Annotated in this window: 19 protein-coding genes; 7 read left to right on the forward strand and 12 right to left on the reverse strand. The window is 68.3% G+C overall.

All coding sequences use genetic code 11. From position 1 onward, the window contains the following. Positions 1–9 precede the first annotated feature (9 nt). On the reverse strand, positions 10–573 hold the full coding sequence (locus tag LBW94_RS15165) for a TetR/AcrR family transcriptional regulator (RefSeq protein ID WP_225062256.1): 564 nt from the start codon (positions 571–573) through the stop codon (positions 10–12). A gap of 139 nt (positions 574–712) precedes the next feature. Here LBW94_RS15165 and LBW94_RS15170 point away from each other — a divergent pair, with 139 nt between their 5' ends. The 3 genes from LBW94_RS15170 to LBW94_RS15180 all read left to right on the forward strand — a co-directional run bounded on the left by LBW94_RS15170 (position 713) and on the right by LBW94_RS15180 (position 3,665). Continuing rightward, the gene (locus LBW94_RS15170) at positions 713–1,387 is read left to right on the forward strand and encodes a class I SAM-dependent methyltransferase (protein ID WP_225062228.1); all 675 of its coding nucleotides are present in this window, start codon (positions 713–715) and stop codon (positions 1,385–1,387) included. Between the two features lie 286 nt (positions 1,388–1,673). After that, positions 1,674–2,165 (forward strand): Fur family transcriptional regulator, encoded by a 492-nt coding sequence (locus LBW94_RS15175; RefSeq protein WP_323137864.1) that lies wholly within the window; start codon positions 1,674–1,676, stop codon positions 2,163–2,165. 12 nt (positions 2,166–2,177) lie between these two features. Next, on the forward strand, positions 2,178–3,665 hold the full coding sequence (locus LBW94_RS15180) for a catalase (RefSeq protein WP_225062226.1): 1,488 nt from the start codon (positions 2,178–2,180) through the stop codon (positions 3,663–3,665). Between the two features lie 481 nt (positions 3,666–4,146). Here LBW94_RS15180 and LBW94_RS15185 read toward each other — a convergent pair whose 3' ends face one another. From LBW94_RS15185 to LBW94_RS15200, 4 genes are all read right to left on the reverse strand, one after another. Continuing rightward, complete coding sequence (locus LBW94_RS15185) at positions 4,147–4,785, reverse strand: LutC/YkgG family protein (RefSeq protein ID WP_225062225.1); 639 nt, start codon at positions 4,783–4,785, stop codon at positions 4,147–4,149. Positions 4,786–5,208: 423 nt separating this feature from the next. After that, a complete protein-coding gene (locus tag LBW94_RS15190) occupies positions 5,209–5,574 on the reverse strand; it encodes a MerR family transcriptional regulator (RefSeq protein WP_225062853.1) in 366 nt (121 codons plus the stop codon). Between the two features lie 666 nt (positions 5,575–6,240). Next, positions 6,241–7,365, reverse strand: a complete 1,125-nt coding sequence (locus tag LBW94_RS15195; RefSeq protein WP_225060049.1) for an ice-binding family protein — start codon at positions 7,363–7,365, stop codon at positions 6,241–6,243. 694 nt (positions 7,366–8,059) lie between these two features. After that, a complete protein-coding gene (locus tag LBW94_RS15200; protein WP_225060048.1) occupies positions 8,060–8,473 on the reverse strand; it encodes a nuclear transport factor 2 family protein in 414 nt (137 codons plus the stop codon). Between the two features lie 104 nt (positions 8,474–8,577). Here LBW94_RS15200 and LBW94_RS15205 point away from each other — a divergent pair, with 104 nt between their 5' ends. Next, a complete protein-coding gene (locus LBW94_RS15205) occupies positions 8,578–9,156 on the forward strand; it encodes a TetR/AcrR family transcriptional regulator (RefSeq protein ID WP_225060047.1) in 579 nt (192 codons plus the stop codon). Positions 9,157–9,252: 96 nt separating this feature from the next. Here the strand turns inward: LBW94_RS15205 and LBW94_RS15210 are convergent, their stop codons facing one another. Continuing rightward, positions 9,253–10,287 (reverse strand): aspartate-semialdehyde dehydrogenase, encoded by a 1,035-nt coding sequence (locus tag LBW94_RS15210; protein WP_225060046.1) that lies wholly within the window; start codon positions 10,285–10,287, stop codon positions 9,253–9,255. A gap of 3 nt (positions 10,288–10,290) precedes the next feature. Beyond that, positions 10,291–11,556, reverse strand: a complete 1,266-nt coding sequence (locus LBW94_RS15215; protein ID WP_225060045.1) for an aspartate kinase — start codon at positions 11,554–11,556, stop codon at positions 10,291–10,293. Between the two features lie 272 nt (positions 11,557–11,828). Between LBW94_RS15215 and LBW94_RS15220 the strand changes: the two genes are divergently transcribed. From LBW94_RS15220 to LBW94_RS15230, 3 genes are all read left to right on the forward strand, one after another. Next, positions 11,829–12,014 carry a DUF1918 domain-containing protein gene (locus LBW94_RS15220; protein ID WP_225060044.1) on the forward strand — a complete coding sequence of 62 codons (186 nt, stop codon included), beginning with the start codon at positions 11,829–11,831 and terminating at the stop codon, positions 12,012–12,014. Between the two features lie 199 nt (positions 12,015–12,213). Beyond that, positions 12,214–12,672 (forward strand): SRPBCC family protein, encoded by a 459-nt coding sequence (locus LBW94_RS15225; RefSeq protein WP_225060043.1) that lies wholly within the window; start codon positions 12,214–12,216, stop codon positions 12,670–12,672. A gap of 42 nt (positions 12,673–12,714) precedes the next feature. Further along, entirely contained in the window at positions 12,715–13,923 is a 1,209-nt protein-coding gene (locus LBW94_RS15230; protein ID WP_225060042.1) for a low temperature requirement protein A, read from the forward strand. A 13-nt stretch (positions 13,924–13,936) separates the two neighbouring features. Here LBW94_RS15230 and LBW94_RS15235 read toward each other — a convergent pair whose 3' ends face one another. The 5 genes from LBW94_RS15235 to LBW94_RS15255 all read right to left on the reverse strand — a co-directional run bounded on the left by LBW94_RS15235 (position 13,937) and on the right by LBW94_RS15255 (position 19,456). Next, complete coding sequence (locus tag LBW94_RS15235) at positions 13,937–14,725, reverse strand: ion transporter (protein ID WP_225060041.1); 789 nt, start codon at positions 14,723–14,725, stop codon at positions 13,937–13,939. A gap of 106 nt (positions 14,726–14,831) precedes the next feature. Next, positions 14,832–16,448 carry a GMC oxidoreductase gene (locus tag LBW94_RS15240; protein ID WP_225060040.1) on the reverse strand — a complete coding sequence of 539 codons (1,617 nt, stop codon included), beginning with the start codon at positions 16,446–16,448 and terminating at the stop codon, positions 14,832–14,834. A 357-nt stretch (positions 16,449–16,805) separates the two neighbouring features. Then, on the reverse strand, positions 16,806–17,513 hold the full coding sequence (locus tag LBW94_RS15245) for a type 1 glutamine amidotransferase (RefSeq protein ID WP_225060039.1): 708 nt from the start codon (positions 17,511–17,513) through the stop codon (positions 16,806–16,808). Next, complete coding sequence (locus LBW94_RS15250; protein ID WP_225060038.1) at positions 17,510–18,748, reverse strand: Mur ligase family protein; 1,239 nt, start codon at positions 18,746–18,748, stop codon at positions 17,510–17,512. Before LBW94_RS15250 ends, LBW94_RS15245 begins: the two co-directional genes overlap by 4 nt. 84 nt (positions 18,749–18,832) lie before the next feature. After that, the gene (locus LBW94_RS15255) at positions 18,833–19,456 is read right to left on the reverse strand and encodes a pyridoxamine 5'-phosphate oxidase family protein (protein WP_225060037.1); all 624 of its coding nucleotides are present in this window, start codon (positions 19,454–19,456) and stop codon (positions 18,833–18,835) included. Between the last annotated feature and the right edge of the window lie 14 nt (positions 19,457–19,470).

The following is a 19,470-nucleotide window of genomic DNA, read 5'->3' on the forward strand; positions in this document are numbered from 1 at the left end:
ATACCGGAATCAGTCCGGCATGACCTGCCGCGCCGATTTCTCCAGCCGATTCGCAATTTCCGAATAGGACGCATATCCCACGCCGGCGCGTACCAGCGCGCCGGCGTAGAGCAATTCCAGCGTTTCCACGATGTCGAGATCGGGATCGGGGCCGAGCGCCAGCAGCAGGCGGCGGCGGATCTCGGCGCCGATCCGCAGCCGCAGATGGGTGGCATCCGGGTCGGTGCCCAGCAATGCGCTGGTGACCGCTCCGGCCAGGGCCGGTTCGTCGGCGACCAGCATCGCGATCTGCCGTAATACGGCGACCACCCGGGCGGTGCGGCCGGATTCGCTCCGCGGCGATTCCGGCAGGGCCGCCAGCCGCCGCCAGAACACCTCGGCGACGAGATGTTCCTTGGACGAGAAATAGGTATAGGCGGTGGCCGTGCCGACCCCCGCGGCCGATGCCACCATACGCACGGTCAGGCCCGCGAAACCCGCACGCGAAAGCACCTCCAGCGCGGCGCGCGTCAACCGGTCGACGGTATCGGCCTGCTTTTCGGTGAGGCGTCGCCGGGTGGCCTCCAGATTCACCGGGACAGGTGCCTGGCCGGGCCCGGTGGAAACGGGATCGGACACGTGTCCAGATGCTACTATGGTGCCGCTTCGGAGGCAACTCACCTGCCTCCCGGCAATCAACGCCCGACCGGGCGGAGGAAAGGTTTCACAGCTGATGACTCGCGCGCACTCCGCGATTTCCGACGACACCCGGGAGCTGTTCCGGCTCGCCGAGCAAACCACCGGTTTCATGCCGCCGGACGAGGGCGAGGCGCTCTACGACGCCGCCCGCCGGTACGCCGGTGACGGGGCGATCGTGGAAATCGGCACCTATTGCGGAAAGTCGTCGATCTACCTCGGCGCGGCCGCCCGCGAGAGCGGCGCGACGGTGTACACGATCGACCACCACCACGGTTCCGAGGAACATCAGCCCGGCTGGGAATATCACGACAGCGCGCTGGTCGATCCCGAGACCGGCCGCTTCGACACCGTGCCCACCTTCCGCCGTGCCATCGTGCGCGCGGGACTCGGCGACACCGTGGTCGGCATCGTGGGCGCCTCGGTCACCGTCGCGAAGATCTGGCGGGCCCCGATCCGCCTGCTGTTCATCGACGGCGGCCATTCCGAGGAGGCCGCGCAGCGCGACTACGACAGCTGGGCGCACTGGGTCGCCGCCGGTGGCGCACTGGCCATCCACGACGTCTTCCCGAATCCGGCCGACGGCGGCCGACCGCCCTACAACATCTATCGCAAGGCCCTCGACAGCGGACGCTTCCGCGAGGTCGCAGCGACGGGTTCGCTGCGCGTGCTGGAACACGACGCCGGCTGCGGCGGCCGGCCCGGCGACTAGCCGGCGGCCGCGACCGCACCGGATCACCCGGCGCCGGCGCGCACCCCGGCCGCACGTCGGCCGGGGTGCGCGTTCGCATGCGGCCGGACCTGTGACCGCACGCGCCCCGTTTGCCACTCGCGGCGCCCGACGGCGCACACTGAAGGTGAGCACATGCCCGTTCGCCATCGTTGCCGGGCGGTCGCTCACCGGCCGGTCCGGCGGACGCGGGTCATCGCCAGCGTGACCTCACCCTTCGGTAACCGTTCGGTATTTTCTTGACTTATTCCAGAATAGGGGCATACTGATGGTCATGCACGTCAGCGGATTCGATCCGCGCGAACGCTTACGCGCGGTCGGCCTGCGGGTCACCGCCCCGCGGGTGGCGGTGCTGGATGCTGTTGTGAACCAACCGCATTCGGATGCCGATCAGTTGGCTGCCCGGGTTCGCGAGGCCCTGGGCACGGTGTCGACACAGGCGATCTACGACGTCCTGCACGCCTGCGTCAACGCCGGGCTGCTGCGCCGGATCGAACCGGCCGGTTCCGCCGCGCTGTACGAGGCGCGGACCGGCGACAACCATCACCACCTGGTGTGCAAGAAGTGCGGCACGGTCGTGGACGTCGATTGTGCTGTGGGCCATGCCCCGTGCCTCCACCCGTCGAACGCACACGGCTTCGCGGTCGACGAGGCCGAGGTCGTGTACTGGGGCCTGTGCCCGAACTGCCGGACGGACGAGACGCCCGCTCCGGAAAACCTCAGCAGCTCTCCGATCGAGGAGGTTGCGCGCCGGCCCTAGGAGGGTTCCCGAATGACCGACCAACCCACGACAGGCAAGCCGACCACTACGAACACCGGGATCCGCGTCGCCAGCGACGATCAGTCACTGACCGCGGGCACCCAGGGACCTGTTCTGCTGCACGACTTCTACCTGATCGAGAAGCTGGCCCAGTTCAACCGCGAACGCGTACCGGAACGGGTGGTGCACGCCAAGGGCGCGGGCGCCTACGGCGAACTGGTCGTCACCGGCGACGTCAGCCGCTACACCAAGGCGAAACTCTTCCAGCCCGGCGCCCGCACCGAATCGCTGGTGCGGTTCTCCACCGTGGCCGGCGAGCAGGGCAGTCCCGACACCTGGCGCGACCCACGGGGTTTCGCGGTCAAGTTCTACACCACCGACGGCAACTACGACCTCGTCGGCAACAACACCCCGATCTTCTTCATCCGGGACGCGAGCAAGTTCCCGGATTTCATCCGTTCCCAGAAGCGGTTGCCGGGCAACGGACTTCGCGATCACAACATGCAGTGGGACTTCTGGACCCTGAGCCCGGAGTCCGCGCACCAGGTGACCTGGCTGATGGGCGACCGCGGCATCCCCAAGAGCTACCGGCACATGAACGGCTACGGATCGCACACCTACCAGTGGATCAACGCCGACGGTGAGCGCTTCTGGGTGAAGTACCACTTCAAGACCGACCAGGGCATCGACTTCCTCACCCAGGCCGAGGCGGACGAGACCGCGGGCCGCAACCCCGACGCGCACCGCCGGGACCTGTGGGACGCCATCGAGCGCGGCGATTTCCCCAGCTGGACCCTGCACGTCCAGATCATGCCGCTCACCGACGCGGAGGGGTACCGGTTCAACCCCTTCGACCTGACCAAGGTGTGGTCGCACCACGACTACCCGCTGATCGAGGTCGGTACGTGGACGCTGAACCGCAACCCGCAGAACTACTTCGCCGAGATCGAGCAGGCCGCCTTCGAACCTTCGAATCTCGTTCCGGGCATCGGCTATTCACCCGACAAGATGCTGCTGGGCCGGGTGTTCGCCTACGCCGACACCCATCGCTACCGGATCGGCACCAACTACGCCGAACTGCCGCCGAACCGGCCGCGCGCGGCCGAGGTGAACTCCTATGCCAAGGAGGGCGCGATGCGGCACTACTTCGCCGGACCCGAAGTGCCCGTGTACGCGCCGAATTCGTTCGGCGGCCCGCAGGCCGACCCGGCGACCGCCGGTGACGAGGGCCAGTGGAACTTCGATCCGGAGATGGTGCGCGCGGGCTACATCCAGCACGCCGAGGACGACGACTTCGTCCAGGCGGGCACCATGGTCCGCGAGGTGCTCGACGACGCGCAGCGTGATCGCTTGGTGAGCAACGTGATCGGTCACGTCCTCGACGGTGTGCGCGAGCCCGTGCTGTCGCGCGTGTTCGAATACTGGACCAACGTCGACCCCGAGATCGGCAAGCGCATCGAGGCGGGCGTGCGTGGCGCCCGGACCACCGGGCGCGACTGACCACCGATCCGATTCCCGTTGCAGTGCAGGATATTCCGTCCTGCCGTCGGCCTAAACCATTCCCCACCAGTAGAACAGGCAGGCCAGTATGAAGACTGCAACGGTGTCCATCGCGTTCCCTCCCGATCCTCGTGCCGTTCGTCCCTGCCATCATCCCTCGAGAATGCCGGGGCGGAACGAACTCTCAGGTGGGACGGCCGGCCTGTCACCCCTCGTGGACAGGCCGGCCGGGTCTGCGCCGCACGGCCGCGGTCCCGGGTGCGGCCCACCACCCCTCGCCGGCGGGCCGCACCCGAACCCCACCGTGCGGTGGTCTCGGATACCGGGTGCCGGGCGACCGTGAGTGTGGTCGTCACTGCCTGCCTCGAAACCCGGAACCGGTCTCGACACAGACAATGCGGCCGCGCCCTTGGCGCGGCCTTAAGAAGATCTTGCGATCGGAATTGCTGCCGGTCGCGGGCATATTCCGGCCCGCGACGGGTCATTCGACGATCAGGACCACCAGCTGACGCATGCTGTGCCTGCCGTGCGCCCGCTCCTTTTCCGGATCGACGGGCGCGGAGGGACCGCCGACCCAGGTGATCGGCCGGCGCGGATCGATCTTGTCCAGTACGTCGGGCAGCGACGGATCGATCTGCCCGACCTGCACGACACATACGTGGCAATTGGGTAGCAACCCACCGCGGGTACCCTGCCCCGGACCGCCGTCGAGCACGATGGCGCCGGAATCGGCCACGGCGCCGGCACAGGCGGTCAGGACGGCGTCGGGCACCTCGGCCGGGTCGATCGGGCCGCTGACCACCCGGTGTTCCGCGCCGGTGGCCCATTCGGCCAGCCAGTCCTCGGCCAGTCCGTCCGGCGCCAGCACCGAGGCCACGTTGTGGCTGCGCAGGGCGCCGGCCACGCTGTCCCCGACACCCTGTTCGGTGATGCGATGCACCTGGGCGCCGTTGTGCTTCATGCGCTCGGCGAACAGGTCGACGATCTCCGCGCGGTCCTCGGCGGTCAGCTCGGGCGCGTTGCGGCCGTAATTGCGCGGCACCGGAATCGTGCGGCCATCGTCCGGCAGCGCTTTCAACCCGTCGCGCACGCGGCGCAGGATCTCCTCCCGCGACGTCACGGTAGCCTCCCGTTCGAGCTCGCCTCCGGCCTCGTGGCCGCCGGATCGCCGGTGTTCGTTGCGTGGTGGCCGCTGCCGAGTGCCCGGCGACAGCGCGCGCGGAACGACTCCCGCCGCAGCAGCAGACAAGACAGAGTATCCGGTTTCGGCGGACAGACCGGATCGTCGGGATGTGAATACGTGTGATCTTGTTTGTCAGAGTACCCGCGGCACCACCCGTTCATGCCCTGCTCGACCGATCAACAGTGTTTTCGAAGTCCTCTTCAGCCTGTGCGGCCGACGTGATGGCAATCGGCTGAGCGAGCTCGCGGATTGCGACTGTCCGCCGGAACCGGTCACCATGCTGCATGTCGGACGTTCTCGCCGTCATCGTCTGCGTGGCCGCACCCGGCGGTCTGCGGCTGATGGTGGCCCGTGTGGGTTTCAGTGGGGGTCGGTGTGCTGGTCGAGGGTGTGTTGCAGGTCGGTGTTGAGGCGGTGTGCTTCGGCGAGTTGGTCTTCGAGGATGACGATGCGGCAGGCGGCGTCGAGGGGATTGCCGGCGTCGACGAGTTCACGCACGCGTGCGGCGAGGCGGAGCTGGTAGCGGGAGTAGCGGCGGTGCCCGCCGGCGGAGCGTTGCGGGGTGAGCAGTTCGGCGGCATCGAGGCCGCGCAGGAACGCGGGAGTGACACCGAGGATCTCCGCGGCGCGTCCCATGCTGTAGGCGGGGTAGGTGTCGTCGTCGAGTTTGTCGCCGGCGCTACGCTCACCGGCGGGGTCGGTGGGGTCGGTGTTCGGTTGCTGCACAGCACCTCTCGGTGTTCAACGCCCGCAGGCCCCGGCGCGTGTGCGCCGGGGCCCGGGATTTACGGAAGAGGGGGGGATCAACTGTCAATTCTGTTCACCGGCCGTGCGGGCCGGTCTCCTACACCGCACCCGGCACTTCCCGGGAATGCGGAACCGTTGCCTGACTACTCAGTGAGCACCACCTCCTGGATTGCCGGTGTTCTGCCTGTTGTTCTCTCGGCCGTGCTGTTCCCGCCCCGCCTCCAGCGGGCCGACCGATTGCGACCGGGTTCCCGTCTCCGCCGGAGGGGGCGGTCGAACTGTGCTTCCGGGCAGTTCACCTGCCCGGCCTCTGGACTCTTCTCTTCGAACGACAGTGACTGTATCCCAGCGACCACGGAATGTCTACACCCGACATGACAGATTTTCGACCGCCAGGGCAGAGGCCTATACACCGTTGCCAAGGCGTTGTTTCGGGTCGGTGCGGGCGGGTGGACATCGGGGACATCCGGGTGGCCGTGCGAACTTGCGGCAGGCTGCCCTCTACAGCTCAACGACCGTCGACCCGACCGGCGCTGATCTGGGATCGAAGCCGATCTCTCATCCGACGGTTCAGTCAGCTTCGACGCCTGTCCCTCACGATGCTGTTTGCATCGTGAGGGACAGGCGTCGATGAAATGTCGAACGTCAGGAACCGTGCTCCGGCTTGCACCCCTCGCTCGAACCACTCGAGCCACCCGAGCCACTCGAACCACTCCACATGCCGCCCTCGACGTCGACAGTCACAGGCGCCGAGGTGGACCCGTCGAACGCCAGGGTGCCGGAGTAGATCGCGGTGATCGAGTGGGCACCGGTCGTCGTGAACGTGTACGACAATGTGGCGACTCCCGTAGCCGACACCGGCACCGGGCTCCCGATATCGACGCCGTCGTCTTGGAACTGCACCGTGCCGCCGTTGGGGACAGGGGCGACGGTCGCTCGCAGAGTGACCGCGCAATCCTTGGTCGCCTTGGCCGGTGCACTCACGGTCGTCGTTGTCGGGGTGGGCGGCGGCGGCGTACTCGGCAGTGTTATCGCGTCGGTATCCAGCGTGACTGCGCCGTTGAGGGCCAGGAACCTCCCGTTCATGGTGACCCCGGTCGTCACGGTGATCGAAGTCAGCGCAAGGATGCTTCCGGCGAAGTTGGTGTTGGTTCCCAGGGTTGCCGAGCTACCGACCTGCCAGAACACGTTGTTGGCGGCGGCGCCGTTGACGAGTGCGACCACACTGTTCGCTCCGGTGATCAAGGTCGAACCCGCCTGCAGGATGAACACCGCATTGGGGTCGCCCTGCCCGTCCAGGGTGACAGTGCCGTTCAGGCTCATCCCTGCTGCCGCCTTGTACACACCGGGGGTCAGGGTCTGTCCGCCGAGATCAGTGGTCACGGGGGTGGCCGGCGTCCGGCCCGCCGCATCGGTATATGCAGTCTGCAGATCGGTATGTGCTTGCGCCGCGACCGCATCCCCGGGGTGGAGCGCTCCGTTGACCACCGTTCCCGGCGGGAATCCGGTGATTGCGGTCCCGGGGCTGACACCCACGTTGCCGGAGACGGTGGTTGCGCCGGTATTGGTGACCGTGGTGCCACCCAAAACCGCAAAAGATGCGGCCGATCCCAATCCCACCGGCGCCACAGCCGCCGACGCAATACCGCTGGAGATCGATTGGGTTACGGCCGTCGTGGCCACGATCGCCGCGATAAGCCAGCCGATGTAAACACGCGCCTTGCGTGGCCTCACTAAAGGGCCGGCGAAGCGCGCCTCAACTTCTGACACAGGTCCTCCTCAGCATCTCGGTTTTCCGGTTGACTGCCAATTATTCTGCGGGTACTAGTGGAATCAGGTCATCCATTCCGCGACCGACACCAGACGCCCTGCCGAATGATCGACCGCAGCCGAAAGACTGTAGGCCGAATCGGTTCTGGCACAGCGGAAACGCGTGCACGGCCGCGAGACACGATGAAATTTGGGGGATTCAGAGTATGTGGATCGACACAAGCTTGCGCACTGCGGTCGACAAGTCATTGAGCAGGCCGCGGGCGCTGCTCGACATTACTGCTCCTGTTTACTGATCCTGGACAGTTGATTCATAAAGTCGAGGACGAGAGTAACCTGAACCACAATGGAAGACGGTAGCTCACCAACCCTGAGAACTGCGGATATCCCGCCCGAACAGCGTGTCGCCTTGATCATCGAGATGATTACAGATTAATCTCGATCCCCCGCAGGGCGAGATATTGTCAAATCCCGTGGATCGGCGAGTTACAGGCGACGCGCTGACCGATTTATTTGCCGCTCATCATGTTTCGCTTTCCGGATCGGCATCGGTTGTGCGTGGGTGCCGCCGTGCGGGCCGAGGCCCGGTGCGAGTGTTGTTGTCCAGCAACGGCACCCCGCGTTCGGCGGCCGTCCCGCCCGGCTGTCTCATCGTGGCGTGCCTGGGCGCGGACCCGAGGACGCCGGGAATCCGTTAGTCGCCCGCGGCGATCCGCGCGAAGCGGCCGGTGTCCATGTAGTCGCGGAACAGCAGTACGCGGCCGTCGCGCACCCGCACCACGTTCACGGCGGTGCGCGAGCGCGTGCGACCCGCCCCCGGCCGGGTCATGTCGACCTCGTTCTCGACGACGATCACCTCAGGGTCCGCGGTCTCGTGGATCTGCGGGTGGATTCCGTGCACCTCGACGGTCGCCAGGCCACCGGACCACCGCTGCCGGAGATGATCCCGGATGGCGTCGGGCCCCACCAGCCGGGTGGGCATGCCGGGGATCGGGAACGGGATCTCGAAGACCCCGTCGGGCGCGAACAGTGCGGCGAAGGCGTCGGCGTCGCGGGCGGGCAGTTCGTGGAACATCTGCTCGACCAGTTCGCGTGGGGTACGGGTCATGGCGAAACCTCTTCTCGGACGGAGGAATTACAAACGGAACGCGCGCCCCGCCAAGTATTCGGAACGATCGCCCCGTTTGTCAACGCGCCGGTACACTCGCCGTTGTGACCGACAGCAAGCCCGAGGCGACCGCCGGGCGCCGCACCCAGCGCGCCGACGCCCGCCGCAATCGCGAACGCGTACTCGCCGCCGCGCGCGAAGCCTTTGCCGCCGAAGGCATTTCGGTCCCTTTGGACGAGATAGCGCGGCGCGCCGGAGTAGGCCCCGGCACGGTCTATCGCCACTTCCCCACCAAGGAAGCACTTTTCCACGCCGCAATCCTCGACAACATCGAGCGGATGACCGAAGCGGCCCGATCCCTCACCGGCGCCGACGACGCGGGCGCGGCCTTCTTCGGCTTCCTGGACCTGGTCGTCACCGAGGGCGGCGTGAAACGTGATCTGGCCGAGGCGATCGGCGATCGTGCCCTCGAATTGTCCTCCCCGAGAAAGCAATTCCGCGAAGAATTGAACGTGCTGCTGTGCCGGGCGCAGCGTCACGGTGCGGTCCGCGACGACATCGACATCGACGATTTCCTGCGAATCCTGCAGGGCGCCTTCACCGCCGCCCACTCCGCCGGCCTCGACGCCGAACGCCGCCAGCGCACCTTCGCCGTCGTCTTCGACGGATTGCGCACGCGCTGAACAACTTCCGCTCGCCACCGCCGGGATCGACACGCCCACACGGCCGGAATCGGCACGCCCGCAGCGCCCTTCGACGCGCTGCGGGCCGGGATCGGGTCAGCGCTGCGCGAGCAACACCTCGGCGATCTGAATAGTGTTGAGGGCGGCGCCCTTCCGGAGGTTGTCGCCCGAGACGAACAGGGCCAGGCCGCGGCCCTCGGGTGCACCCGGGTCCTGCCGGATGCGGCCGACGAGGGATTCGTCGACACCGGCGGCGGCCAGCGGGGTCGGCACGTCGGTGAGCCGGACGCCGGGGGCGGCGGCCAGGATCTCCCGCGCCCGCTCGACCGAGAGCGGTTCGGCGAATTCGGCATTGATCGACAGCGAGTGGCCGGTGAAGACCGGTACCCGCACGCAGGTGCCGCTCACCAGCAGGTCGGGCAGACCGAGGATCTTGCGGCTCTCGTGGCGCAGCTTCTGGTCCTCGTCGGTCTCGCCGGAGCCGTCGTCCACCAGCGAGCCGGCCAGCGGCAGCACGTTGAAGGCGATCGGGGCGACGTACTTCTTCGGCGCCGGGAAGGCGGCGGCCGAACCGTCGTGGGTCAGCTTCTCCATATCGGGGGCGACGGCGCGGATCTGGTCGGCCAGCTCCTCCACCCCGGCCAGGCCGCTACCCGACACCGCCTGATAACTGGAGACGATCAACCGGCGCAGGCCCGCCGCGTCGTGCAGCGGCTTCAGCACCGGCATCGCGGCCATGGTGGTGCAGTTGGGGTTGGCGATGATGCCCTTGGGCAGGTTGCGGGCCTGCTCCGGATTCACCTCGGAGACGATCAGCGGGACCTCGGGGTCCTTGCGCCAGGCCGAGGAGTTGTCGATGACGGTCACCCCGGCGGCGGCGAAGCGCGGCGCCTGCACCCGCGACATCGTGGCCCCGGCGGAGAACAGCGCGATGTCCAGGCCGCTCGGATCGGCGGTCGCGGCGTCCTCCACCACGATCTCGCCGTCGTACCACGGCAGCGTCGTGCCGGCCGACCGCGCCGAGGCGAAGAACCGCACCTCGTCGGCGGGAAAGGCGCGCTCCTGCAACAGCTTCCGCATGACGGCGCCGACCTGCCCGGTCGCGCCGACCACACCCACACGTACGCCCATGATTTACCGCCCCGTCCCGGCGTGTACCACCGCCACCTCGTCGCCACCCAGGTCGAAGGCCCGGTGCAGCACCTGTACCGCCTCGTCCAGATCGGTGTCCCGGACCAGCACCGAGATCCGGATCTCCGAGGTGGAGATGAGATCGATGTTGACGCCGGCGGTGGCCAGCGCCTCACAGAAGGTCGCGGTCACGCCGGGATGGCTCTTCATCCCCGCGCCGACCAGCGACACCTTGCCGATGTGGTCGTCGTAGAGCACCTGGGTGAAGCCGATCTCGCCCTGCTGCTTGGTGAGCAGTTCCACCGCGCGCGGGCCGTCAGTCTTCGGGAGGGTGAAGGTGATGTCGGTCTTACCCGTCTCCACCTTCGAGATGTTCTGCAGCACCATGTCGATGTTGATCTCCGCGTCGGCGATCGCCCGGAACACCTTGGCGGCGTAGCCCGGCTCGTCCGGCAGCGCCACCACGGTCACCTTGGCCTCGCTGCGGTCGTGCGCGACGCCGGTGAGGATTGCTTTCTCCAACGGGATGTCCTCCATCGATCCGTAAACGTAGGTGCCGTTCTTGTCGGTGTACGACGAGCGCACATGTACGGGCACGTTGTAGCGGCGCGCGTATTCCACACAGCGCAGCATGAGCACCTTCGAACCGCAGGCGGCCATCTCCAGCATCTCCTCGAAGGAGATCTGGTCCAGCTTCTGCGCGTCGGGAACGATGCGCGGGTCGGCGGTGAACACGCCGTCGACGTCGGTGTAGATCTCGCAGACGTCCGCCTCCAGGGCCGCCGCCAGCGCCACCGCGGTGGTGTCGGAACCGCCGCGGCCGAGCGTGGTGACGTCCTTGCTGTCCTGCGAGACGCCCTGGAAACCGGCGACCAGCACGACCTGGCCCTCGTCCAGCGCCTGCCGCAGCCGCGACGGGGTGACATCGATGATCCGGGCGTTGCCGTGCGCGCCGGTGGTGATGACCCCGGCCTGCGATCCGGTGAAGGACCGGGCCTCCGCGCCGAGCGAGTGGATCGCCATGGCGACCAGGGCGTTGGAGATGCGTTCCCCGGAGGTCAGCAGCATGTCCAGCTCCCGGGCCGGGGGCGCGGGCGCCACCTGCTGGGCGAGATCGAGTAGCTCGTCGGTGGTGTCGCCCATCGCCGAGCACACCACGACGACCTCGTGGCCCTGCTTCTTGGTCTCCACGATCCGCTCAGCGACACGACGGATGCGCTCGGCGGACTCGAGCGAGGATCCTCCGTACTTCTGAACGACGAGAGCCACGTCGGTCCTCCAAGATCGAAATTATGCTGCTGCCGGCAACCAAGAGTACCGGCCGTCGTCCAGCGTTTATCCGGCAACCTCTGTGGCCTGGCGCACCCCGGATGCGGCCCGGTCGCCCGCGGCCGTGCCCGGCAGCGGCGACGGCCACCGGCCGGCGCGCCCGTCGCCACCGAGCCGCGACCCGCGCGCGGTCCGAATGGCACTCTCCGGTCCCGGTTGCCAGCACTCGGACCCCCTTGTGACACACATCACTCCAGGTCGATAATTCGAGCATGCAGGCAAATGTCGGTGACAGGTTGCTCGTCCACGGCCGGGCCGTGGGGATGCCGGACCACGCCGGGCAGATCGTCGAGGTACGTGGTACCGACGGTGCACCTCCGTACATCGTGCGGTTCGACGACGGCCATGAGAGCTTGGTGTTCCCGGGACCGGACTCGGTGGTCCGGCACTCCGGCTGAGGTCCCCCGTCGCCTCCGGCGACAATTTCCGCGGTGCCGCCATACATTTGCCGACACCGTCGTTAATGCCCTGTGATAACGGCCGATTCACGCGAATCGACCCGTTCGCAGTTGTGCCATAACAGACCACGTGGTTGACGCGACCTGTGACGGTGGAGACAATCGGGCCCTGGGACATCCCGGGGGCTGGAGGCTACGCATGCGCACGAAGACCAACCACCGATTCGTCGTCGACGTCGATCCCGCGGTGGTGACGGAGGCATTGCTCGCGGTCGAACGCATCCCCGAATGGTCACCGATGCACCGGGACGTCCGCGTGGCAACCCGCGACGAATACGACCGGCCGCAGCGCGTATACGCCACGGTCAGTCCGACCGGTACGTCCGATCGGCAGGTGCTGGAATACTCCTACGACGGCGATCGGATCTCCTGGCAGGTCGTCGAAAGCGGCGCCGGCGGCGGCGGACGCGGCTGGTTCGAGCTCACGGAAACCGAGGAGGGCACCGAGATCTGGTATCACTCCGAGGTGTACCTGCCAATTCCGGTGCCGGGAATTCTGATGAAACGCAGCTTATCTCGGCTCAATGAAGAAGCCGTGCACAACCTCGCCGAGTTCATCGAGAAATTCCGGTTCGACGCGAACTACGAACTGCACTGAGTCCCTGGGGGATCGGGCCGCCGGGCGTGCCACGATGTCCCCATGACCGACGCCCTGCCGACGCGCTTGCGGCCCACCGCCGAGGACGCCTCGGTGACCCAGCTCGAACTGTTCTTCGATCTGGTGATGGTGTTCGCGTTCACCCAGGTGACCGATCTGGCCGCGCACGAGACCACCGTGCTGAACCTGTTGCGCGCCTTCCTGGTGCTGGCGGTGATGTGGTGGGTATGGATCGGCTACGCCTGGCTCGGCAACGTGGTCAAGGCCGACGAGGGGCTGGCCCGGGTGGCCCTGTTCGGGGCCATGGCCACGGCGCTGATCATCGCGCTGACCATCCCGGAAGCGTTCCACAGCAAGCCCGGCGGCTGGCACGGGCCACTGGTGTTCGCGCTCGGGTACCTGATCGTGCGGCTGATCCATCTGGGCATGTTCTGGCTGGCCAGCATGCACGATCGGCAGTTGCGCGGGCAGGTGGTGCGCTGGGCGGCCGGATCCATCACCATCGGCACCGCCCTGCTGATCGTCGCCGGCGCCACCTCGGGAGCGGCCCAGATCTGGCTGTGGATCGCCGCCATCACGGGCGACATGCTGTGGACGCTGTTGTCCGGCAACGGCTGGCGGCTGACCTCCGCCGGGCATTTCGCCGAGCGGCACGGGCTGGTGATCATCATCGCGCTCGGCGAGTCGATCGTCTCCATCGGCGTGGGCGTCGCCGGACTGCCGATCTCCGGGCCGATCGTGCTGGGCGCGCTGCTCGGCCTCGCCGTCTCGGGGCTGCTGTGGTGGGCCTACTTCGACGTGGCCGCGCTGGTGGTGGAGCGGGAGCTGAAGGCCGCGCAGGGCGAGCGACGGGTGCAGATCGCCCGGAACTGCTACACCTACTGGCATTTCCCGATGGTGGTCGGCATCGCCGGGCTGGCCCTGGCACTGAAGAAACTCCTGCACCAGCTCGGCGGCACCGACGGGCACACCCTCGCCGAGGCGCTGCCCGCGGTCCCCGTGTACACGCTGTACGGCGGGGTGGCGCTGTATCTGCTCGGGCTGGTCGGGTTCCGGCACTACGCCACCCGGCTGGTGCTGTGGCCGCGGGTGCTGACGGCGGCGGTGCTGATCGCGCTGCTCCCGGCGGCCGTCGGCATGCCCGCGATCGCCACCCTCGGACTGTTGTGCGCGGTGCTGGTGGCCCTGATCGCCTGGGAGACCGTGCGCTACGCGGAACCCCGCGACGCCGTCCGGCATGCCGAACCCTGAGCCGCCGGACCGGTCACGGCAGCCGGTTGTCCGGGGTCTCCCCGATCCGCACCCCGTCCAGCACGGCCCGGCGCATCTGGTGCACGTTCTCCCGCAGCACGTCCCCGATCAGCTCGTCGACCCGGGGATCGGCGAGCGCCTGCATCAGGATCCGGAAACTGGTGTCGGTGATCGCGCGGATGATGTCCTCGTGGAACGGCACGTACCGCACCCGGCCGACCTGTGGATCGTTGCGGATCAATTCCAGCACCAGCGCGTCGAGTTCGACCCGGTTCTCCTCCAGCGCGGAGGCCAGGTTGCGGGTGTACTGGCCGGTGCGCATCACCTCGGCGACCTCCTCCAGCACCGCGATGGTCACCGGGCGCTTGACCGTGTCGACGATCGCGCCGAAGAACCGGTTCATCACCACCAGCGCGACCCGGTCGCCGAACACCTGCTCCGCGACCCGGGCCAGGCGCAGGCCGATCGCGAACAGGCGCAGCAACCGGAACGCCCGGACGTACACGTTCGTCACCGGCACCAGGCCGACGATGTCGTACCAGTGGATCAGCAGGTAGGACAGGGTCCAGCCCGCGAATCGCCACCGCCACAGGAATTCCAGGGCGAACACCGCGCACAGCGCATAGTCGGCGTCGGTCACCAGGCGGGCGGTGTGCGGTGCGACCGAACCGAAGTGGATCCAGCCCAGCCCCGCGACCGCCACCGCGGCGAGCAGCACCATCACCAGATCTATCCACAGCTCGGGTCCCAGCCGTACCCGCCGGCCCGCGACCGCCCCCGGCGGCTGTATGGGCGCGCTCACCTGCGACACGACGATCCCTTCCTCCGAACCTGTTCGCGCTGACGTTAGTGCGCGGCAGCGCGCCTGGACAGGGGCCGCCCGCGGCTGCCCACCGGCCTGCGGCTGCTCAGTGGCCCGCACCGATGATGGCCGCGATATTGCGCTCGGCCAGCGCCGTGATCGTCAGCGACGGATTGACGGTGCCGGTACTGCCCGGGATGGCGGCGCCGTCCATCACGTACAGGCCGGGGTGACCGTTGACCCGGCCGTTGCCGTCGGTGACCCGGCCCAGCACCGCGCCGCCGAGTGGGTGCGCGGTGAACACCGCGTTCGCGTCGTAGCCCAGCGGGCTGTAGTCCAGCACCGCGCCCGCGCGTTCGGCGATCCGGTGGTCGACCGTGCGGCAGGCGTCGGCCACCGCATCCTGGGCGCTCTTCGGCCAGGTCAGCGTCGCCGCGTTGCGGCCGCGGTCGTAGGTGATCCGCGCCCGGGTCGGGTCCAGCACCATGCCGAGCGAGGCCAGCGCCCCGGTCTCCACCGGGATACCGGGGATGTACCAGCTCTCCAGGGTCAGCGGCGGGCCGGACGCGTCGGTGATGCGGCTGGCGCTGGGCACCCCCTGCCCGAGCCCGGACAGTGTGCTCTCGCCGCGCGCCAGCACCACGTCGCCGTTGGTGCCCCAGCCGTCGCCCACGTGCTCGTCGAGGTGCGGGAGCAGCCCGGTGGCCTGCGCCCGCACCAGCAGTTCCGAGGTACCCAGCGAGCCCGCGCCGAGGAACAACCGATCACAGGTGAGGGTGCGCGTGCCGAGCACGGCCCCGGTCGGATCGAGTTTGGTGGCGGTGACGACGAATCGGCCGCCGGGCTCCTGCGCGATGGTGTCGACCCGATGGCCCGGATACACCGCCGACCGCCCGGTGTCCTGCGCGTACCGCAGATAGTTCCGATTCAGATCGAATTTGGCGCCGTTGGAATTTCCGAGATTACTGCGCGCGGCTGTCGCGGAAGCCCTTGTGGTACCTGCCAATTCGGCGCGGACAATATCCCAGTCGAAGATCGAATCGTTGGGCAGCGGCTGATATCCGGCCTTGCGCACCTGATCGTCCCAGACCCGGGAGTGGGTGAACGGCACCGAACCGTAGATATCCGGCGGCAGCGGACTCAATCGCAACATCTGCCGCACCCGCGGGTACCAGATCTTGTCCATTTCATCGTAATCGACTGTGCCACGGAATATCTCGTCGAAATAACGACGTTCCGGCGCGACCATCGCACCGGTGAAGACCACCGAACCGCCACCGACCGCCGCGCCGTGCCAGACATCGATACCCGGGAATTCGGTGATGTCCAGCACGCCGCCGAAATCGGCGAATTGCATGGGCACCTTGGTGACTCCGGTGAACGAGGTGCGATGCCAGAAGCCCCGGCCGTCGGGCAGGTCGTCACCGGTGAAGATCTCCCGCCAGGGATCGTTCGGCCACCGCGAACCCCGCTCCAGCACGGTGTTGGTCACCCCCGCCGCGGCCAGCCGCAACGCGGTGACCGCCGCCCCGAAGCCGGAGCCCACCACGATCGCCTCCGAATGCTCGGGCGGATCCGGCAGTGGCGCAAAGATTTCCGGCACCCAGCCGCGAAACAGGTTGTCCCACGTCGCATCCGCGCTCGCACCGCCGGCGCGGTACATCCCGGCGGCACCGGACAGCGCCGCCGCGGCGGCGGCACGTAAGAAGACACGTCTGCGCACTCGGCCCCTCCCTCATCACGCTGGCCGCGCGCGAGACTACCGGGTCGAGCGGTGTGGCTCAATAGTGTGTTTGCATGAGTGGGAAGCCGAAAGCCCTGGTGAAAGCTCCGATCGGGGCAGCGTTCCGGATCCTGATCGCCGATTATGTCTCAACTCACAATGCACCTGTGAACATCGGCGGCGCCGGTCGCCCGGCAGGAGCGCGCACGGGCGCCCGGCGCAGCCCGGCCCGACCGGGGATTCGGCGGTGCGGGATCGGCGCGCGCACCGCGGTGCCGATCGACCGCCGACAGCGCCCGGCACCGGGCTCGCGATCGGCCTCGGCGGGTAGTGCGCAGGGCTTCCGGCAGCGCGAACTCAGGCGCGCAGGCGCTCGCGGCGGAGCTGCTCGACCTCGGGCAGCTCCAGCGGCGGCAGCGCGTCGACCCCCAGCGCGCGGGCGAGCAGATGGTCGGCCAACTCCGGATTGCGGGCCAGGGCGGGGCCGTGCATGTAGGTGCCGTACACCGAACCCTGGACGACCCCCTCGAGGCCGTCGCCCACGCCGTTGCCGACGCCACGGGTGACCCGGGCCAGGCCGCGGGCATCGCCGCCGAGTTTCGTTCCGCCCCGGTGGTTCTCGAAGCCGGTGAGCGGTTGCGAGAGACCGGGCAGCAGCGGCGCGGTGGCCACCTCGCCGATGGCCCGGTGCTGCTGCGGTGCGGTGGTGACGTCGATCAGGCCGACACCGTCGACCCGCTCCCCGCCGGAGGTCTCGTACCAGTGGCCCAGCACCTGGATGGCGGCGCAGATCGCCAGTACCGGAACGCCTTTCGCGGCGGCCTGTTGCAGGCCCGGATAACGTTGCAGATGCCGGGTCGCCAGTCGCTGCGCCGAATCCTCGGCCCCGCCGAGGGTATACAGGTCCAGCGACTCGGGAACCGGGTCGTTCAAGGTGATCTCGACGATCTCGGCGTCGTGGCCGCGCATCCGCAGCCGCTGCCGCAGCACCACCGCGTTGCCGCCGTCACCGTAGGTGCCCATCACATCGGGCAGCACCAGCCCGATCCGGACCGTGGAACTCACGCCGTGACCCCTTCCAGATCGCGGTTCAGATCCCGGAACGCGGTGTAGTTGGCCAGCACCTCCACCTGACCCGGCGGACAGGATGCGATGGCGTGCAACGGATCCGGCACCGTGGTGTGCTCCACACCGGCGTAGGTGAGGCGCACCGCCAGATCGGTGGCGCGCTCGCCCGCGGCCACCACCTGGGTGCCCTCGAAATGTTCGAACCGCACATCCCACAGCCAGGACAGGTCCTCGCCGTCGGGCACTTGGCCGTTCACCGCGATCACCAGGCCGGTGGCGGCCGGATCGATCATCGACAGCGCCTCCTGCCAGCCGGCCGGATTCTTGGCCAGCAGCAACCGGGCATTGTGCCCGCCGACCTGCACGCTGCGGTAGCGGCCCGCGATCTCGCGCACGGTGGCCGTGGCCTCCGCGGCGACGGACGCCGGCACACCCAGCGCCACCGCCGCGGCCACCGCCTGGGCGGCGTTGCCGCGGTTGGCGCGGCCCGGAAGGGCAAGGTGCAGCGGCAGTTTCACGCCGTCGGGCCCGTACAGATGCTCCTCGTCGACCCACCAGTCCGGCTCCGGCCGATGGAAGTCGGCACCGGTGCTGCGCCAGTGCTCACCCTCCCAGACGATCGGCTCGCCCGAGCGCGGGCAGCTGGTGGCGTCCACCGACCAGCCACTGCCGGCCGACACCCAGACCACGTTCGGGTGGTCGTAGGCGATCGAGGTGACCAGCACGTCGTCGCAGTTGGCGATCAACACCGTGTCCGGATGCCGGGCCATGCCGGCACGCAGCTTGCGCTCGATCATGTTGATCTCGCCGACCCGGTCCAACTGGTCGCGGCTGAGGTTCAGCAGCACCACCGCCGCGGGCTGCAACGCATCGCTGACGTGCGGCAGATGCAGTTCGTCGACCTCGATGGCGGCCAGTCCGGCGGTCCGGTGGGCATTGAGCGCGGCGACGATACCGGCGTCCATGTTGGCGCCGTCGGCCTGCGAGGCGACCGGGCCGAGGGTGCCGAGCGCGGCGGCGGTCATCCGGGTGGTGGTGGACTTGCCGTTGGTGCCGGTGATCAGCACCGTGCGCCGGCCGCGACCGAGCTGCGTCATGATCGACGGATCGATCAGCAGCGCGATCAGGCCGCCGATCATCGAACCCTTGCCCCGCCCGGCCCGTTGCGAGGCCCAGGACGCGCTCGCCGCCGCCGCCAGCGCCAACCGCCCGCGTACCGAGATGTCTGCCACCACGCGAGTGTAGGGGGAGACGACACCACATGTCGTACTCGGACCGCCGGTGTTGCGGTCGGCAGGACAGCCCCGGCCGATCGATCAGCTGCGGTAGAGCAGCTTCTCGTAATGCTCCGGCGCGTAGTGCCGTTCCAGCTCCGCCAGCGATTCGGTGATCCCGGCCTGCACCTCCTTGGCCAGGCAGGCCGCGCTCGGCAGCGGGTCCTCGGGCCACTGCGGCGGCTGCCACAGGCCACTGCGCAGAAATGCCTTGGCACAGTGGAAGAAGATGGTCTCGATGGCCACCTCGACGGCCAGGATCGGCCGATGCCCCTGGACGATCATGTCGTCGAAATACGGGGCATCCCGCACCAGCCGGGCGCGGCCGTTGACGCGCAGCGTCTCGTTCCGCCCCGGGATGAGGAAGATCACACCGACGTGGGGGTTGGCCAGGATGTTCAGGTAGCCGTCGGCACGGCGGTTGCCGGGCCGCTCCGGGATGGCGATCGTGGTGTCGTCGAGCACCTGCACGAACCCCGCCGGATCGCCCTTCGGCGAGGCGTCGCAGTTGCCCTCGGCGTCGCTGGTGGCCAGCACGATGAACGGCGAGGTCGCGATCCACTGCCGGTCGCGCGGGTGCAACGCCGCCCGTTCCTTGGTGGCTGCTCGCGGCATCACCGCACCGAGCAGTTCGCGTAGTTCCGCCGGGCTGGTGATTTCGTCCATACCTCGATTGAACT

The organism is Nocardia sp. alder85J (genome assembly GCF_020176955.2).
In the GTDB taxonomy this organism is placed as follows: domain Bacteria; phylum Actinomycetota; class Actinomycetes; order Mycobacteriales; family Mycobacteriaceae; genus Nocardia.

Excerpts from the sequence above, each read along its gene's own strand:
- LBW94_RS15170 (WP_225062228.1), top strand. The coding sequence starts at position 713 with ATGACTCGCGCGCACTCCGCGATTTCCGACGACACCCGGGAGCTGTTC.
- LBW94_RS15175 (WP_323137864.1), top strand. The coding sequence starts at position 1,674 with ATGGTCATGCACGTCAGCGGATTCGATCCGCGCGAACGCTTACGCGCG.
- LBW94_RS15180 (WP_225062226.1), top strand. The coding sequence starts at position 2,178 with ATGACCGACCAACCCACGACAGGCAAGCCGACCACTACGAACACCGGG.
- LBW94_RS15200 (WP_225060048.1), bottom strand. The coding sequence starts at position 8,473 with ATGACCCGTACCCCACGCGAACTGGTCGAGCAGATGTTCCACGAACTG.
- LBW94_RS15210 (WP_225060046.1), bottom strand. The coding sequence starts at position 10,287 with ATGGGCGTACGTGTGGGTGTGGTCGGCGCGACCGGGCAGGTCGGCGCC.
- LBW94_RS15220 (WP_225060044.1), top strand. The coding sequence starts at position 11,829 with ATGCAGGCAAATGTCGGTGACAGGTTGCTCGTCCACGGCCGGGCCGTG.
- LBW94_RS15225 (WP_225060043.1), top strand. The coding sequence starts at position 12,214 with ATGCGCACGAAGACCAACCACCGATTCGTCGTCGACGTCGATCCCGCG.
- LBW94_RS15230 (WP_225060042.1), top strand. The coding sequence starts at position 12,715 with ATGACCGACGCCCTGCCGACGCGCTTGCGGCCCACCGCCGAGGACGCC.
- LBW94_RS15255 (WP_225060037.1), bottom strand. The coding sequence starts at position 19,456 with ATGGACGAAATCACCAGCCCGGCGGAACTACGCGAACTGCTCGGTGCG.